21 protein-coding genes are annotated in these 16,058 nt (G+C 26.8%); 12 read left to right on the top strand and 9 right to left on the bottom strand.

All coding sequences use genetic code 11. The features are described from left to right. Positions 1–65: 65 nt before the first annotated feature. Genes CP965_RS02075 through CP965_RS02090 form a run of 4 tightly spaced genes read left to right on the top strand, consistent with a single transcriptional unit; the run spans position 66 to position 2,552 of the window. On the top strand, positions 66–866 hold the full coding sequence (locus CP965_RS02075; protein ID WP_129060371.1) for a thioredoxin family protein: 801 nt from the start codon (positions 66–68) through the stop codon (positions 864–866). Positions 867–869: 3 nt separating this feature from the next. Beyond that, on the top strand, positions 870–1,319 hold the full coding sequence (locus CP965_RS02080) for an MOSC domain-containing protein (RefSeq protein WP_228712655.1): 450 nt from the start codon (positions 870–872) through the stop codon (positions 1,317–1,319). Positions 1,320–1,322: 3 nt separating this feature from the next. Continuing rightward, positions 1,323–1,760 (top strand): DsrE family protein, encoded by a 438-nt coding sequence (locus tag CP965_RS02085; RefSeq protein WP_129060373.1) that lies wholly within the window; start codon positions 1,323–1,325, stop codon positions 1,758–1,760. Between the two features lie 12 nt (positions 1,761–1,772). Next, positions 1,773–2,552 carry an alpha/beta hydrolase gene (locus tag CP965_RS02090; protein ID WP_129060374.1) on the top strand — a complete coding sequence of 260 codons (780 nt, stop codon included), beginning with the start codon at positions 1,773–1,775 and terminating at the stop codon, positions 2,550–2,552. On the opposite strand, the gene CP965_RS02095 is transcribed toward CP965_RS02090, so the two are convergent. Continuing rightward, positions 2,553–3,476: an MBL fold metallo-hydrolase gene (locus CP965_RS02095; RefSeq protein WP_129060375.1), complete on the bottom strand. Its 924-nt coding sequence runs from the start codon at positions 3,474–3,476 to the stop codon at positions 2,553–2,555. 107 nt (positions 3,477–3,583) lie between these two features. Between CP965_RS02095 and CP965_RS02100 the strand changes: the two genes are divergently transcribed. After that, the gene (locus CP965_RS02100) at positions 3,584–4,744 is read left to right on the top strand and encodes an HD-GYP domain-containing protein (RefSeq protein ID WP_129060376.1); all 1,161 of its coding nucleotides are present in this window, start codon (positions 3,584–3,586) and stop codon (positions 4,742–4,744) included. Between the two features lie 23 nt (positions 4,745–4,767). Here the strand turns inward: CP965_RS02100 and CP965_RS02105 are convergent, their stop codons facing one another. The 3 genes from CP965_RS02105 to CP965_RS02115 all read right to left on the bottom strand — a co-directional run bounded on the left by CP965_RS02105 (position 4,768) and on the right by CP965_RS02115 (position 6,041). Then, complete coding sequence (locus CP965_RS02105; RefSeq protein ID WP_129060377.1) at positions 4,768–5,445, bottom strand: rhodanese-like domain-containing protein; 678 nt, start codon at positions 5,443–5,445, stop codon at positions 4,768–4,770. A 98-nt stretch (positions 5,446–5,543) separates the two neighbouring features. Then, positions 5,544–5,732, bottom strand: a complete 189-nt coding sequence (locus CP965_RS02110) for a hypothetical protein (RefSeq protein ID WP_129060378.1) — start codon at positions 5,730–5,732, stop codon at positions 5,544–5,546. 84 nt (positions 5,733–5,816) lie between these two features. After that, entirely contained in the window at positions 5,817–6,041 is a 225-nt protein-coding gene (locus CP965_RS02115; RefSeq protein WP_129060379.1) for a hypothetical protein, read from the bottom strand. 190 nt (positions 6,042–6,231) lie between these two features. On the opposite strand from CP965_RS02115, the gene CP965_RS02120 reads away from it, so the two are divergent. After that, positions 6,232–6,990, top strand: a complete 759-nt coding sequence (locus CP965_RS02120) for a tRNA 2-thiocytidine biosynthesis TtcA family protein (protein ID WP_129060380.1) — start codon at positions 6,232–6,234, stop codon at positions 6,988–6,990. Between the two features lie 5 nt (positions 6,991–6,995). Continuing rightward, positions 6,996–7,487 (top strand): DUF523 domain-containing protein, encoded by a 492-nt coding sequence (locus CP965_RS02125; RefSeq protein ID WP_129060381.1) that lies wholly within the window; start codon positions 6,996–6,998, stop codon positions 7,485–7,487. Positions 7,488–7,493: 6 nt separating this feature from the next. Here CP965_RS02125 and trxC read toward each other — a convergent pair whose 3' ends face one another. From trxC to CP965_RS02145, 4 genes are read right to left on the bottom strand one after another with little or no spacing between them, the layout of a single operon-like run. Beyond that, positions 7,494–7,925 (bottom strand): thioredoxin TrxC, encoded by a 432-nt coding sequence (gene trxC / locus CP965_RS02130; protein WP_206732232.1) that lies wholly within the window; start codon positions 7,923–7,925, stop codon positions 7,494–7,496. A 1-nt stretch (position 7,926) separates the two neighbouring features. Then, positions 7,927–8,166, bottom strand: coding sequence for a hypothetical protein (locus CP965_RS02135; RefSeq protein WP_129060382.1), 240 nt, complete (start codon positions 8,164–8,166; stop codon positions 7,927–7,929). Further along, a complete protein-coding gene (locus CP965_RS02140; RefSeq protein ID WP_129060383.1) occupies positions 8,156–8,644 on the bottom strand; it encodes a putative metalloprotease CJM1_0395 family protein in 489 nt (162 codons plus the stop codon). Before CP965_RS02140 ends, CP965_RS02135 begins: the two co-directional genes overlap by 11 nt. A 57-nt stretch (positions 8,645–8,701) precedes the next feature. Beyond that, positions 8,702–10,246, bottom strand: coding sequence for a SulP family inorganic anion transporter (locus CP965_RS02145; RefSeq protein ID WP_129060384.1), 1,545 nt, complete (start codon positions 10,244–10,246; stop codon positions 8,702–8,704). 104 nt (positions 10,247–10,350) lie between these two features. Between CP965_RS02145 and CP965_RS02150 the strand changes: the two genes are divergently transcribed. From CP965_RS02150 to CP965_RS02160, 3 genes are read left to right on the top strand one after another with little or no spacing between them, the layout of a single operon-like run. Next, positions 10,351–11,463 (top strand): GGDEF domain-containing protein, encoded by a 1,113-nt coding sequence (locus CP965_RS02150; protein WP_129060385.1) that lies wholly within the window; start codon positions 10,351–10,353, stop codon positions 11,461–11,463. Then, positions 11,463–12,020, top strand: a complete 558-nt coding sequence (locus CP965_RS02155; RefSeq protein ID WP_129060386.1) for a CDP-alcohol phosphatidyltransferase family protein — start codon at positions 11,463–11,465, stop codon at positions 12,018–12,020. Before CP965_RS02150 ends, CP965_RS02155 begins: the two co-directional genes overlap by 1 nt. Continuing rightward, the gene (locus tag CP965_RS02160; RefSeq protein WP_129060387.1) at positions 12,021–12,929 is read left to right on the top strand and encodes a Ppx/GppA phosphatase family protein; all 909 of its coding nucleotides are present in this window, start codon (positions 12,021–12,023) and stop codon (positions 12,927–12,929) included. On the opposite strand, the gene CP965_RS02165 is transcribed toward CP965_RS02160, so the two are convergent. Then, positions 12,918–13,721, bottom strand: a complete 804-nt coding sequence (locus tag CP965_RS02165; RefSeq protein WP_129060388.1) for a hypothetical protein — start codon at positions 13,719–13,721, stop codon at positions 12,918–12,920. The genes CP965_RS02160 and CP965_RS02165 overlap by 12 nt on opposite strands. 150 nt (positions 13,722–13,871) lie before the next feature. Here CP965_RS02165 and CP965_RS02170 point away from each other — a divergent pair, with 150 nt between their 5' ends. Beyond that, entirely contained in the window at positions 13,872–15,566 is a 1,695-nt protein-coding gene (locus CP965_RS02170; RefSeq protein ID WP_129060389.1) for an acetolactate synthase large subunit, read from the top strand. Then, positions 15,559–16,056, top strand: coding sequence for an acetolactate synthase small subunit (gene ilvN, locus CP965_RS02175; protein WP_129060390.1), 498 nt, complete (start codon positions 15,559–15,561; stop codon positions 16,054–16,056). Before CP965_RS02170 ends, ilvN begins: the two co-directional genes overlap by 8 nt. Positions 16,057–16,058: the final 2 nt, after the last annotated feature.

The raw sequence follows: 16,058 nt of genomic DNA on the forward strand, positions 1-16,058 counted from the left end.
TCTTTATGTTTTTGATTTATAAAGTATTTAAATAAGTATTTTATAAATCAAAAGAAGGATAAAAGATGATTAAAAAGGCGTTTATAGTTCTATTTGCCTGTTTTATTTCAACAAATTTATTTGCAGATTTTAAAGAAGGTAAAAAACTTTTTGACCAAAAATGTGCCCAATGTCATAAAGGATATATCTCATTTAAAAAATTAAAAGAAAATTTTTATGAAAGAAATAATACTTTATTAAATTTAAAAACTCCTACAGAAAATATGCTTGCTTGGGCCATTATGGATAGTAGTAGAAAAATAGGCGATCCAAATGATGAAGATATGAGAACCGTTGAAATAGAGATGTACTTAAAGTCTTATTTGGCTAATCCTGATTTAAATAATAGTATTTGTGATAAAAGTGCTTTAAAATATTATAATAAAAAAGAACCTATTCAAATCTCAGATGAAGAAGCTGAACTTTTAGCTCAATATTTTATGGGATACAAAAAGGATAGACTTAAGAATATGCCTAAACCTAAAAAAACTTTAACTAAAAATATAAAAGAAGATAGAGTTTTAAAAAAGGCACAAAGTGAAGGTAAACATATAATAGTATATGCAACTTCAAAAACTTGTTATTTTTGTAAGAAAATGGAAAAAGAAGTTTTATCTCTTGATGAAATAAAGAATAAAATGGATGAAGATTATATCTTTTTAAAAATAGATGTTGATTATGAAAGTTTACCTTTTAATTTAAAAAAACATTTTAAAGGTATGACTCCCACTTTTTTTGTACTTACTTCAGCTGGAGAGCTTTTAAATATTTATCCTGGAGCTTGGGTAAAAAATGATTATTTGCAAATTTTAAAAGAGAATTTATAAATTATGGAAATAGGTAAAGTAATAAGTACTTTTAGTGCTACAAAGTTAGATAAAGGACTTCCTAGACCGAAAAAAGATAAATTAAATTTAATAAATGATTTTGGAATTGAAAATGATAAATTTGCAGGTAAAGACTTAGATAAAACTGTTATGATTGTAGGAACCTTTACGTATGATATGGCAAAAAATGAGAATATTAATTTGAAATTTGGAAGTTTAGGTGAAAATATTTTATTTGATTTTAATCCTCATAATTATAAAGTAGGAACACAGTTTAAAATAGGAACAGCAATTATAGAAATAACTGAAAACTGTACTATTTGTAATCATTTATCAAAGTTTGATGATGATTTACCAATTTTAATTAAAGATTGTAGAGGTATTTATTGTAAGATTATAAATAGCGGTGTTGTTAAAGATAATGATACTATTTTATTATATAAAAAAGGATAATTTATGAAAAAACTTATTATTTTAATGTGTGCAACTATTTATTTGTTTGCACAATCAGAGTTTAGTGAACCTTTACCTTCATTTGATGAACCAAGAAAAGTAGCTATTCAACTTTATGATTCAGACCTAGAAAAAGTCAATCATAATTTAAGTACTATTTATAATATTTTAAAAGAGTATCCAGAAGAGTCTTTAAAAGTTGCAGTAATTGCTTATGGAAATGGAGTTAGAGCATTAAAAAAAGATTATGATAAAGATACTTTAACAAGAATAAAGTCTTTGATGGAATATGATGTAGAGTTTATAGTTTGCAAAAATACAATGGATACTATGAAATGGACAAAAAAAGATTTTATTGATGATGTTTCTTATGTTCAAGCAGGAATTGTAGAACTTATTGAAAAGCAAGTTGCTGGATACATAGGTATTATAGCTTATTAAAAAGGAGTAAATATGTTAAAAAAGATTTTATCAACTGCAGTTTTATCAACTGCACTATTAGCAGCCAATGTTACAAAAGAAGAGTGTGAGTCAAAAGATGGTAGTTTTATCTATGCTGGAAATGAATGTATAGAATATAAAGCTTTTGAAGGTGAGGATAATGAAGTTATTACTGTAATTGTTCATGGTACTTGGGATTTAGGAACAAATACTTTAGGTAGATATGGTCCTTTTGCAGAAACTATGAATATGATGACAGATTTAACAACTATTGCAGTATCTCTTCCTGGATATTCAAATTCTTCTACAAATAAACTAAAACCATTAGCTAGTAAAGAGGTTAAAAACCTTGCTGCAACAAAAGAATATGTTAATTTTTTAGGAGAATTAATTTCTTCTTTAAAAGAAAAATATGAAGCTCAAAGTATTAACTTTATTGGTCATAGTGCAGGTGCTATGATGGGAGCTACTTTAAGTGGAGTAAAACCTGATTTACTTCAAAATGTTGTTTTAGTAGGTGGAAGATACGATATTCATGAAATTAGTGATAATAAAAATTTAATTTCTATGATTGATGTACTTGATAAAGTAAATAAAAATACTAAATATTTATTTATTTATGGTACAAAAGATGAAATTTCTAAGCCAGAAGTTACAAAAAACTTTTTTAAAGTTGTAGAAAAAAAAGGTTTAAATGCAAAACTTGTTGAAGTAAAAGGTGCAGGACATATTGATCTTGATATGACTGACACAGCTACAAGTGCTACAATAGAATTATTTGAAGAGGAGTAATTACTCTTCTTCATAAAATTCTAATTCATTATAAGCATCAAATACATTTCTAGAATTTAACTCCTCATATAAAGCTTTATCTTTAAACTCTTCCATTTTTATATGTTTAGTTACTTCTGCTGAACCAATATCTTCTTCTACTGCTTTTAAAACTCTTTTTTTCAATAGTGTAAAATATTGTTTTGTTTCATTAATTGCATTTTTACTTGTGTCTAAACCATGCCCTGGTATTAAATTTTTATAGTCCATTTTTTCAAGCATTTTAATAGCTTTTAATTGTCCTATTACAGAACCATCTCTATTAGATGTGATTCTTCCATTCATAACTAAATCACTAGCAAAAAGAGTTTTTGTAGAAGGTGTATAAACAAAAATATCTTCACTTGAATGTGCTTTTGTCCCAACTGGAAAAATCTGAAATTCAAAATTATCAATTTTTAATGATTTTGTTTCTTCAATAACTTCATCAAGTCTCACAATACTTGTATTTTTTATAGCATCTTTTGAAACTGTATTAAACATTCTAGTTTTAGAATTTTTATCATAATTTTTATTAATAGTAGAAACACCAATTAGTTTTGAGTTGAACTTTTCTTTATAAAAAGAAGCTCCTAACCAATGATCATCATGGTCATGTGTTAAAATTATAGTATGAACAGGAAGTTTTTTTATTTTTGACATTTTTTCATATGCCTGTTTTGCTAATTGGTAAGTTCCACCTGAATCAATTAGAATATAGTTTTTACCTGTACTTACATAACAATGATTTGACATAAATCCACCATTTTCTTTTGAAGGGGCTTCAAGCTTACCTAAAAAACACCATGTATTATCATTTATCTTTTTAGGTTCTAAGTTATAATCAAAGGCATAAGTATAGCTACTTAAACCAAGAACCAATAAAGATGAAATTAATTTTTTCATTTTATTTCCTTATTTGTTTTTCTTATATTTCTTTGAGAGATATTTTAGTCAAATTAACGTATAATAAGCATTAATATAAAAATATATTTTAGAAAATTAGGAACTTTATGGATAAGAAAAAACAAATGACTTTTAATTTAAACAATTTTTTATTATCAATGTCAATAGCTTTAGATAAAATTGAGTCAAGATATTTTAATATCTCAGATAATCACTCGAAAAGAGTAGCTTATATCTCATTAAAATTAGCATTAGAATTTAACTATAAAAAAGAAGCTTTATTTGATATATGTGCTTATTCTTTTATGCATAATATTGCTTTAAAAAGTTCTAAAGAGGATTTAGTAAATTATTGTGAATTTTCAAATAATTATTCAAAAAAACTACCTTTCTTATTTAAAGAGCAAAAAAATGTACTAAAATACCAATGTGAATATTATGATGGAAGTGGAACTTTTTCTTTAAAAGAAGAAGACATTCCTTTATTTTCCCAATTCATATCTTTTGCTGTACTACTTGATAGAACTTTTGATTTAGGCACTTGTACAATAGAAACAAGAAAAGAAATATTAAGATTTTTAAAAGAAAATGAAAATAAACTTTTTTCAAATGATTTAGTTGAATGTTTTGAAGAATTTAGTGAAAAAGAAAGTTTTTGGTTAGATTTACAAAATGAAAATGAATTGCTTACTTTTATTTTTTCAACATTGAATGATGAAAGTATTGCTTTAACATTTGAAGAAGTTTTAGAAATCACTTCTATTTTTACTTTACTTACAAATGAAGATTTAACTATTATTACAAATGCTTCTAAAGTTGCAGATTTTTATAACTTTGAACATAAAAATAAATATACATTTATGATAGCAGCTTCTTTATGCAATATTGGAAAACTTTTTATTGATGATAAACTTTTATTAAAACAAAGTTCTTTAGAAAGTATAGAGTATGAAGAAATCAAAGCATATCCATACTATACAAAAAAAGTTTTATCAAATATAATAGGTTTTAATGATATTTGTTCATATTCTTATAAGATACAAGAGCAAATTAATTCTTTAGGTTATCCTTTTAAATTAGAAGGAAAAGATTTAAGTCTAAAAGATAGAGCTTTAAGCTTAACAAACATATATACTTCATTAAGAGGTAACAAACCATATAGAAAGAATTACTCTAAAGATGAAGCTTTTAATATCTTAGAAGAGATGGCTAAAGAGAATAGGGTAGATGAAACTATTGTAAATGATTTTAAAGAGATTTTTAAATAGTAAATCAAAATTGATTTACTATTTTATTCACTAACTGTAGTTAAATTTAACATTTTCCATGAATACATTCCACCTCTATACCAAGAGATTTTTTCTTGTGGATATCCAATACTTATTAGATTTTCAATTGCTAATGTTGATTGAGGACACCAAGCACCATTACAAAACAATAATAAATTTTTGGCTTTTGAGAAATCATATTTGCCTTTTGATACTTCTTTTACTCCAATCATATCTAAAACATCATAGAAATCATCAGGATATTTATCTTTATTAAAGTAGGGGAAAGGGATATTCTCTGCTGTAGGAATACTCATTTGCAAAAACCAGTCAGGAAGTCTTGCATCAATTAAAAGCATATCTTTTCTATCTTGAGCTTTTTTTATGAAGTTAATTACCTCAATTTCACCTACAGTTTGAATTGTATCATTTATCTTCATTGGAGTTATTTTACCAATAGTAGTTACAAATTTTTTTACACAATTTTGAGGCAGACCTTCTTTTGCATAGCTTCCAGACCAGATATTTTGAGGGTCAGCTCCATTTATCTTTTTACACTCTTCATCATGAATTCTTTTTATTGAATATTCATTTCCATTGTAGTTGACTTTTACACCATCATTTTTTAGATTTAAGTCACTAGCACTTATAGTTGAAAAAAATAGTGAACTAGCAATAATTGCAGTGTTGATTAATTTCATTTTTTCTCCTTGTATAAATTAATAATATTATATTATACTAATTCTTTGTAAAAGAGCTTAAAATGATTAATTATATTAGCTTAGGAAAGAGTATTTAATTATTGTTTATATTTCATAACAATTATTTGTTCATAAAGCATTTCTCCGAATCCTTTTGGCAAATTTGTATGTTCTTTTTCAACTATTTCAATTATATTTCTTATTTGCTCTTCTGTCATATTTTGTACAATAGGAATAATAGTTTTTTTAATAGTCTCTTTAAATTCTTGAATTTCTTCTTTTGTCATAATTAAATATCTTTATTAGTTGATTTAAAAAGAAATTATAGTGAAAATATCTAAAAAAGCAGTTAATTTATTTTAAAACTTTCTTTACTGTTTTTTTATTTTTTCATATCTATAAGTAACTGTTCCAGATGTCTCTATAGAATTTAAAATTTTTTCTATTTTATTATCTTTTACTTTTTTATCTTCTTTTTTCTTTATATCAGTTTTTTTAGTTTTAATTGTATTTTCTTGTTCTTTTATTAAAGATTTTTCCAAATTACTAGACAATAATAGACTACTTAATATTAATACTATTAGTATGTATTTCATTATATTTACCTTGAATATTTAAATTTCTTTTAATTATATTAAAATCACAACAATATTTTGTATATTTTTATAATAATACAAAAAAATAAGGTTAAAAGTGTTAAATTTTAACTAAAAAAGTCTTTAGTAAGCTAAACTAGGTATTTAAGTTTATTTTGATATAATCGCGAAAAACTATAGGACAAAGATTTTGATAGACTTAAGTAAAAAAATATCTAAATTAGTTGGAAAAACAAATGCAGAATATGGACTAATCCAAGAAGGAGATAGAGTTTTAGTAGGTTTCTCAGGGGGTAAAGACTCTACAACTTTAATTCATGCTTTAAACCATTTAAAAAAAGTTACACCTTTTAATTTTGAATTTAAAGCTGTAACTGTAACTTATGGTATGGGAGAACAAGTTCAATTTTTGGCTGAACATTGTAAAAAATATGGAATAGAACATGAAATTATTGATACTGAAATTTTTGAATTATCAAAAAATAAGATTAGAAAAAATTCATCATTTTGTTCATTTTTTTCAAGAATGAGAAGAGGGTACCTTTATTCAACAGCTCAAGAACAAGGATATAATAAACTTGCATTAGGACATCATTTAGATGATGCAATGGAATCTTTTTTTATGAACTTTTTATATAATGGAGCTTTAAGATCTATGCCTCCTATTTATAAAGCAGAAAATGGTTTGGAAGTTATTAGACCCTTGATTTTTTGTAGAGAAAGACAATTAAGAGCTTTTGCTCAAAGTAATGAAATCTCAGTTATTGGAGATGAGGCCTGTCCTGCAATGAGATTTGATATTAAAATGCCATATGCAAGGGCTAAAACAAAAGAACTTTTAGAAAAGATGGAAGAGGAAAATCCTCAAATGTTTATTTCAATGAAAGCTGCATTTAATAATATTCAAACATCAACCTTCTTTACAAAAGAATTTTTGGATAGGAATTAGAATTTATGAAAATTTTAATTTCTTCTTGTCTTTTAGGTGAAGATGTTAGATATGATGGAGGAAACTCTTCATTTGCATATAATCCAAATTTTTCATTTTCTGAAAAAGAATTATTTATGGATATTTTATGTGAAAATGAAGTTTACTCTTTATGCCCAGAGATAAAAGGTGGATTAAACACACCAAGAAAACCAGCAGAAATAACAAGTGCAGAAAAGCCTTTCAAAGTAGAAACTATAAATAAAGATGATGTAACAATAAATTTCTTACTTGGAGCAAAAAAAGCCTTAGAACTTTGTCTAGAAGAAAATATAAAAATAGCTTTATTAAAATCAAAATCTCCTTCTTGTGGAAATATTCAAATTTATGATGGTACTTTTTCGAATACTTTAGTTCAAGGTCAAGGACTTACTGCAAGACTATTAAATGAAAATGGAATAAAAGTTTTTAATGAAACACAACTAAAAGAATTGGAACAATTTATAAAAACTATTTAAGAGTTTTTATAAATTTTCATTTACAAGATTTGATAATTTAAGTGGATCTAATGCCCCACTTACTCTTTTTACTTCCTTACCATTTTTATAGATAATTAAAGTTGGAATAGAGCGAATTTGGTATTTTGCTCCTAAGTTTTGTTGTTCTTCAGTATTAATTTTTATAAATAATGCTTTTAATGGATATTTTTGTGAAACTTCATTATAAATAGGGGCAAACATTTTACATGGCCCACACCAAGGTGCCCAAAAATCAACTATTACTGGAATTTCAGAATTAACAATTACATGGTCAAAATTTGACTCATCTATTTCAATAGGAGTTGTATCTAACAAAGAGTTTTTACATGAACCACAATTAGCTTTTGAATAAGTATCTTTTTTAGGTATTTTATTTACTTTAAAACAATGTGGACAAACTACATTTATTTTATTCACATTAAGCCTTTAAATCAAGTAATGTATCCGCTACTGCTTGTTGTGTTTTTATTCCCTCTGCATTAGCTTCATAAGCGATTACTTGAGGTATATAGTTAACTAAAGAATCAATAATATCAGCAGTAGCCTCCATATTTTCTGAATCTCCAGTTACATTTGCCACAGTAGCTATATTTTGTGCACTTTCATTTACTTGCATTTGTGCTGCAAGCATACCGTTAAGGTTATTATCAATTCTCATAACTTTCTCCTTGCCTTTGTAATAAAAGTTTATTTAAGTTTGCAGTTCTTGCAATTTGTGCATCTGCATTACTTAATTCATCAACAGCACTAGAAGCATCTTTTAATTCTTCTAATTTTACATTTGCACTAGCTTCATCCTCAGGGATAGAAGTATCAAATCTAACAGAACCACCATTTGCATAAAGTTTTCCATCTGGTCCCATTTGATAATTATATTGAATAGGAGCTGTTGTATTTGCACTTGAAGCATGAGTTTCTTCATGTATTTTTACTTCATTATCAAGAGTTTTAAATTTATTTAAAACTCTTTGATAATCTTGTTCATCAAATTTTTCATTTGAAGGGTTCGTTTTATCATAATTGTCAGCTTCAGATTTTTCTATTTCTTTTTTATCTATATTAGCTAATTCAGTTCTTTTTTGAGCTAACTGTTGATAAATTGTAGAAGGTGACTGTCCGTATGAGTTTAATTCCATTTTCAAACCTTTGTTAAATAATTTTAACAAAAAGTTTGAAAAAAGTAAAGAGAAAGATTAGTAGTTTATTGCTACTTTATATTTTGGGTCATCTTCTTCATATGTACAAAATGGACCAGCATCTTTTAATATTTTTTTGCAATCTTCACTTAAATGTCTTATTGTAAGTTTTTTATTTGCTTTTGCATATTTTTTTGTAATATTATCAATAGCTTCAACACCAGATATATCCATTACTCTGGCATCTTTAAAATCTAAAATAATATTTTTAGGATCATGTTTTATATCAAATAGTTCAAAAAATGAAGTTGTTGAACCAAAAAATAATGGACCATCAAATTCATATACTTTTGTATCTTCATTTTCTCTATGAGTTCTTGATCTTACTTTTGAATGTTTCCAGGCAAATACTAAAGCAGAGATAATAATACCTGTAATAACAGCAATTGCCAAATCAGCAAAAATAGTAATAACAGTAACAGCAATTAAAACAAATTTATCTGAGTTTGGCATATATCTAATTCTATTACCGCTTTCCCATTCGAAAGTACCAATAGAAACCATAAACATAATTCCCACTAGCACAGCAACAGGAATTAATGCAATATAAGAACTTAAAGCAACTACAAAAGATATAAGCAAAATAGCGGCTGTGATTCCAGATAATCTTCCCCATCCACCATTGGAAAAATTAATAATTGATTGTCCAATCATTGCACAACCCGCCATTCCTCCAAAAAAACCACAAGTTATATTTCCAGTTCCTTGGGCAATACATTCTTGATTCCCACTTCCTCTTTTTCCACCCATTTCATCTAAAACAGATAAAGTAAGAAGTGATTCAATAAGTCCAACTAATGCCACTAAAACAGAATAAGGAAGAATCATTAAAATTGCATCTAAATCAATATGTAAAGTAGGTAAAGAAAAAGAAGGTAAGTTTCCTGAAATATCGGCTAAATCTCCAACTCTTTTTGTATCTAAATCCATTCCAATAACAATTGCTGAAATAACAATAATAGCAACAAGTCCAGATGGAATAGCAGTAGAAATTCTTGGAAAGAATTTAACAATAATCATTGTTAAAGCAACAAGAGCATACATAATCCAGCTTTCACCTTTAAAAAGAGGAAACTGAGCAAGTGCAATTACAATTGCAAGACCATTTACAAAACCATACATTGCAGGTTGTGGTACTAATCTAATTAATTTACCAAGCCTAAATAAGCCTATTAACACTTGAAAAATTCCAGCAAGAATTGTTGCTGCTAATATATATTGTAGAATATATGTAGATAATTCACCATTTTTAGTCAATTCTAACATTAAATTTTCAGGGATAGATTCTTTTACTTTTATTCCTAAACCAACTAAAACAACAGCAATTGCTCCAGTTGCTCCAGATATCATTCCTGCTTTACCACCAACTAAGGCAGTAATTAACCCTAAAATAAAAGCTGTATATAATCCTACTAGTGGAGAAACTCCAGCAATAATTGAGAAGGCAATAGCTTCAGGAACTAAAGCAACTGCAACAACTATTCCAGATAATACATCATTTTTTATTGATTTACCAATTAGTGTGTCTTTTATATTTAACAAAATACCCCTTTCCTTAATAAAAACGCGATTATATCTAAAAATAATTAAGATAAAATTAAGCTAACTTATAAGCTTTTTTAATACTTATTTGATATAATTTCTAGATGAAAAAAGAGTTTTATAAAAGTGTTAGTTTTAAACTAGGTATTCTTAGTTTTATAATTTTAGCTTCATTATTTATTTCCAGTTTTATGTTTAATTCTCAGATTGATAAATTAAAAAAACAGATTGACTATATATATTTTGGAAATTATATACCTGTATTAAAACTTCATAGTATTGAAGAAAACTATAATGATTTAATTAAGTGTATGAAAACTTATAAAAAGTGTAAAAGAACTCCTTTTTTCAAATCAATAAAAAAAGATTGGGATTATTACAACAACTCTTATAAAGACATTGAAGAAAAAAAAGTTTTAAGAAAAATTGACAAGAGTGTTAATAATTCATTTACATATAAAACAAAAATTTCACAGTATCATAAAGTAGTAAAAGAGATTGAATTTCTAAAAGAATATGAAAAAAAAGTAGCCTCAAAAAAGAGAAAAGAGTTTATAAAAGAGTATTCTTCTATGAAGAATTACTTATTTTATAATATGATAGCTTTAATTACAGTCTCTTTTATTTTCATATCTTTTATTATTTATTCAATAATAAAAAAAGATAACCAACTTAAAATACTCACTAAAAAATATGCAATAGAATCAATAACTGATTCTATGACAAAACTTTATAATAGAAAGTATTTTGATAAAATTTTTGATAATATGCCTTTTATTTCAAATCAAAATTCTTGGAATACTGCATTTGTAATGTTAGATATTGATTTTTTCAAACAATACAATGATACATATGGACATGATATGGGAGATATGACACTAAAAGCTGTTGCTTCATCATTAAAATCATATTTTGATAAAGACTATGAATATGTTTTTAGATTAGGAGGAGAAGAATTTGGTGTTATTCTTTTTGATATTAATGAAAAAATATTAAAAGAGTGCCTTAAGGATGTAAATGAAAATATTCAATCATTAAATATTGAGCATAAAAATAGTAAAATATCAAACGTAGTAACTATTTCTATTGGAGCTGTAATTTATAAACCATATTCATATGTTTCTTGTAACAAACTTTATAAGATAGCAGATGAATGTTTATATGAATCTAAACAAAACGGAAGAAATCAGTTTACTATTTATAAAGAAGGAAACTAATGACATTTTTATTTAATAGAAATAGCCACTTTAACTTAGCAAATTTGGCTACTTTTTTTAATATTGCAGCAGGAATGTTAGCAATATATTATTTAACACATAATAACTTTTTTGCTGCAGCACTTTTTGCGTGGCTTGCAGGGGCTTTTGACATTGTAGATGGTAAAATAGCGAGAAAATATAATTTATCAACAGAGTTTGGTATTCAGTTAGATTCTTTTGCTGACTTTTTATCATTTGTTATTGTTCCTACTATGTTCATATTTTTTGCAGTAATTGATACTAAAGAGTTAATGCTTTTTACTCCTTTAGTAGCATTTGCTTTTATTTATTATGTAATATCAGGATTAAGAAGACTTATTCAATTTAATATAAATGCCCATGAAGGGGAAGTTGAGAAATATTTTATTGGAGTTCCAACACCACTTGGTGCAATTCTTTTATGGCTTGTATATTTAGTATGGTTAACTGGGTTAATAAATGAAAATATTGTTTTAATCTCAATGATAATCATTGGTTACTCATTAAATTCAAAACTTAAAATCAGACATCCATAGATGAATCAAGTAGTAGCTATTGATTTAGGTTCTAACTCTTTTAGAGTTTTGGTTTATGATTGTTTAAATCATAAAATATTAGGTGAATATAACGAAGTTGTAGGTATGGCTGATGGCTTAAATCAGACTAATAAAATTTCTAAAGAAGCTCAAGAACGAGTTGTGACAGCAATACAAAGATCTTCTGAGAAATTAGCTTATAATCCTAAAGAAGCAATTTGTGTAACGACTGCCGCAATGAGATTAGCAATTAATTCTCAAGAGGTACTAGCTTTCCTTAAAAGGCAAACAGGTGCAAATTTTAGAATTATAGATGGAAAGGAAGAAGCAAGACTTACTCTTTTAGCTGTACAGTATGCACTAAAAAGAGAGAAAATAGATTCTTCTAAATTTATTTTACTTGACATAGGAGGAGGTTCAACTGAAATTATTATAAATGATGAAGATAATTTTATTTCTCATAGTTTTAATTTTGGAATTGTTACTCTTACTCAAAAGTATAATAATTATGAAGATTTAAATGAAGAACTAAGTTCTCATAAAAAAGATATAAAGAGTTTTTTAGATGAAAATAGTATAAATTCAAAAGAATATACTTTTGTTGCAACTGCAGGAACTCCTACAACTATAGCTGCAATAAAATTAGGACAAGACTTTTTTCATTATGATAAAGAACAAGTAAATGGAACAAAAGTTAGAATTACAGACTTATTTAATTGTTTAGAATTGTTTAAAAACTCTTCAGTTTCTACAATAACAAAACTTGTAGGGAAAGGTAGAGTTGAGTTTATAGAAGTTGGAGTGTACATATACAAGGCAATTTTTGAAGTCCTTGAAAAAAATGAATCAATTGTTTTAGATGATGGATTAAGAGAAGGGGTAGCTATTAACTCTTGTTTATTTAGATAATAGTCTTACACTTTGTTCTTGCATAATATTTGCTTGTGAGGCTGCTAAATAACCCATATTTGCAGTTACATTTGTTTTGGAAAAGTCATTCATCTCTTGCCCAAAATTAATTTCTTTATTTTTTAAATTTTGTTTAGACAAATCTATTTGTTCAGAGATAGATTCTCTTGCACTTGACTCTAAGTTATTACTTAATTCATTAAAACTTTCTTTTATACCTTCTAGTTCTTTAATTCCTAAAGAAATTTGATCTTTTGTAAATTGTAAACTTTGTTCATTATTTAAATCATTTCTACTTATTTCCTGTGCTATTCTAGTGGCAATTTCAGGGGTATTGGGTTTATCTATTGAAAAATAAGCTTCTTTAGTTGAAATTGAAATACTAAAATCTTCTTCATATTCATCTTGCACTAAAAGTTTTTCTTTATTGTATTGTGTTGAAAAAGCTTCTTCTCTAAAATTTAATAGTTCTTTGTTCAAATCATTTTTGATTATATTTTTATCTTCAATACTTTCTTTGTTTTCTACATTTTCTAATTTAGTTTCAATTTTTTTTAGATAATCTATTTGTTTTTCTAAACCTTTTTGAGCAATACTACTAACACCTAAACCTTCATTAAAAGTTTGTAAAGACTCAGATAATTCATCTCTCTTTTGATTATATTCATTTATTGTTAAGTTTAAGAAACTACTTTTATTCTCAATTTTTGAGGAATCATTAGTTTTATTTAATTGATAGTCAGAAGAATTATTTAAAGTACTAATATTACTATTTACATTATTAATATCCATAAAAACCTCAAGGAATAGTTTATTTTAATTTAAGTATAACCAAAAAATAATAAATTTAAACTAAATTTAAACTTTAATTTGAGAATCTCTAACCTGCTATTAATTATTGCTTTTGTATAATCGCTGATTATTTTATAAAAGGAAAAGACAATGAGAATAACTGGCGCAAAAATGGTTACAGAATCATTAAGAGAGGAAGGGGTAGATGTAGTATTTGGTTACCCTGGTGGCGCTATTATGAATGTCTACGATGAAATTTATAAACAGAGTTTTTTTCAACATATATTAACTAGACACGAACAAGCAGCTATTCATGCTGCAGAAGGTTATGCTAAATCTACTGGTAAAGTAGGTGTTGCTATTGTAACAAGTGGACCTGGTTTCACAAATGCAGTAACAGGACTAGCAGATGCATATATGGATTCAGTTCCTATGGTTGTTATTTCAGGACAAGTTCCTACAACAATTATTGGTACAGATGGATTTCAAGAGATTGATGCAGTTGGTATTAGTAGACCATGTACAAAACATAACTATCTAGTAAATGATATTAAAGATTTACCAAGAATTATAAAAGAGGCATTTCATATAGCAGCAACAGGAAGACCAGGTCCTGTACATATTGATATTCCTAAAGATATTACAGCTGAAGTAGCAAACTTTAAATATCCTAAAGAAGTAGATATTCCTACATATAAGCCTACAGTCAATTATAATAAAAGACAATTAAAAAAAGCAATGGATGCTATTGCAAAATCTAAAAAACCCTTACTTTATGTAGGTGGAGGAGCAATTTTATCAAATTGTGCTTATGAAATTAGAGAACTTGCAAAAATAACTAATATTCCTGTGGTTGAAACACTTATGGCTAGAGGTGTTATGGGGGATGAAAATGAGTTATTTGTTGGAATGTTAGGTATGCACGGAGAATTTGCAGCGAATATGGCTGCACATGATACAGATTGTATTATCTCTTTAGGTGCGAGATTTGATGATAGAGTAACAGGAAGACTTGACGAATTTGCTAAGAAAGCAAAAGTAATTCATGTAGATATTGATCCAACTTCAATTGCAAAACTTGTAGATACAAACTTTCCTATTGTTGGTGATTTAAAAGTTACAGTTGAAGGTATGTTAGAAGCGGCTAAAAATATGGAGTTTAATGATTATTCTAATTGGGTTTCTTTATTAAAAGATTATAGAGAAAAAGAGCCTTTAAGATATCAAGACTCAGATGCTGTTATTAAACCACAGTGGGCAATTGAAAGAGTAGGGCAAACTTTAGGAGAAAATGCGATTATTTCTACAGATGTTGGACAGCACCAAATGTGGGCAGCACAATTTTATCCTTTTTCATATCCAAGACAATGGAATACTTCAGGTGGTTTAGGAACTATGGGATTTGGACTTCCTGGAGCAATGGGTGTTGCAAGAGGTAATCCTGATAAAGTATCTATTAATTTTACGGGTGATGGTTCAATTTTAATGAATATTCAAGAATTAATGACTTGCGTTGAGTATAATTTACCAGTAATTAATATTATTCTTAATAATAACTATCTAGGAATGGTAAGACAGTGGCAAACATTATTCTATGAAAATAGATTATCTGAAACAGATTTAAGTGCACAACCAGATTTCAAAAAACTTATAGAAGCATTTGGAGGAAATGGTTATAGAGTTTCAACAAAAAAAGAGTTTGATGAAGCTTTAAAAGATGCAATAGAGAAAAAACAACCTGCAATGATTGATGTAATTATTGCAAGAGATGAAATTGTACTACCAATGGTTCCAAATGGGCATGCATTAAATGAAATGACTTTATTAGGAGATAGGAATGAATAACTTTAACCACTATTATGATTCTGAAACAACAAGACAGGTTATCTCTGTAATTGTTATTAATGAACACAATGTTTTATCTAGAATTGTAGGACTTTTTTCAGCAAGAGGATATAATATTGATTCGCTAACTGTAGCACCTATGACTGGAACAAAATATTCAAGAATGACAATTGTTACAACAGGTAGTAAAAGAGTAATTGATCAAATTGTTAAGCAATTAAATAAATTAATTCCTGTATTAAAAGTAAATGAACATCAAAATGTTATTGAAAAAGAAACAGTACTAATTAAAATACCAATTGAGCAACCAATTAGTGATATTGAAGTAATTGCAAGAGCATATAACGGACATATTCAAAATGTTACAGATGATGCAATAGTCATTTCAGCAACAGATGCCCCAAGTAGAATTGCAAATTTTACAAATATAATGAATAAATACAAACCACTAGAAGTAGTAAAAAGTGGTGTTGTAGCAATGGAAAGATAGGA

The sequence above is a fragment of the Halarcobacter mediterraneus genome, assembly GCF_004116625.1.
Lineage (GTDB): Bacteria > Campylobacterota > Campylobacteria > Campylobacterales > Arcobacteraceae > Halarcobacter > Halarcobacter mediterraneus.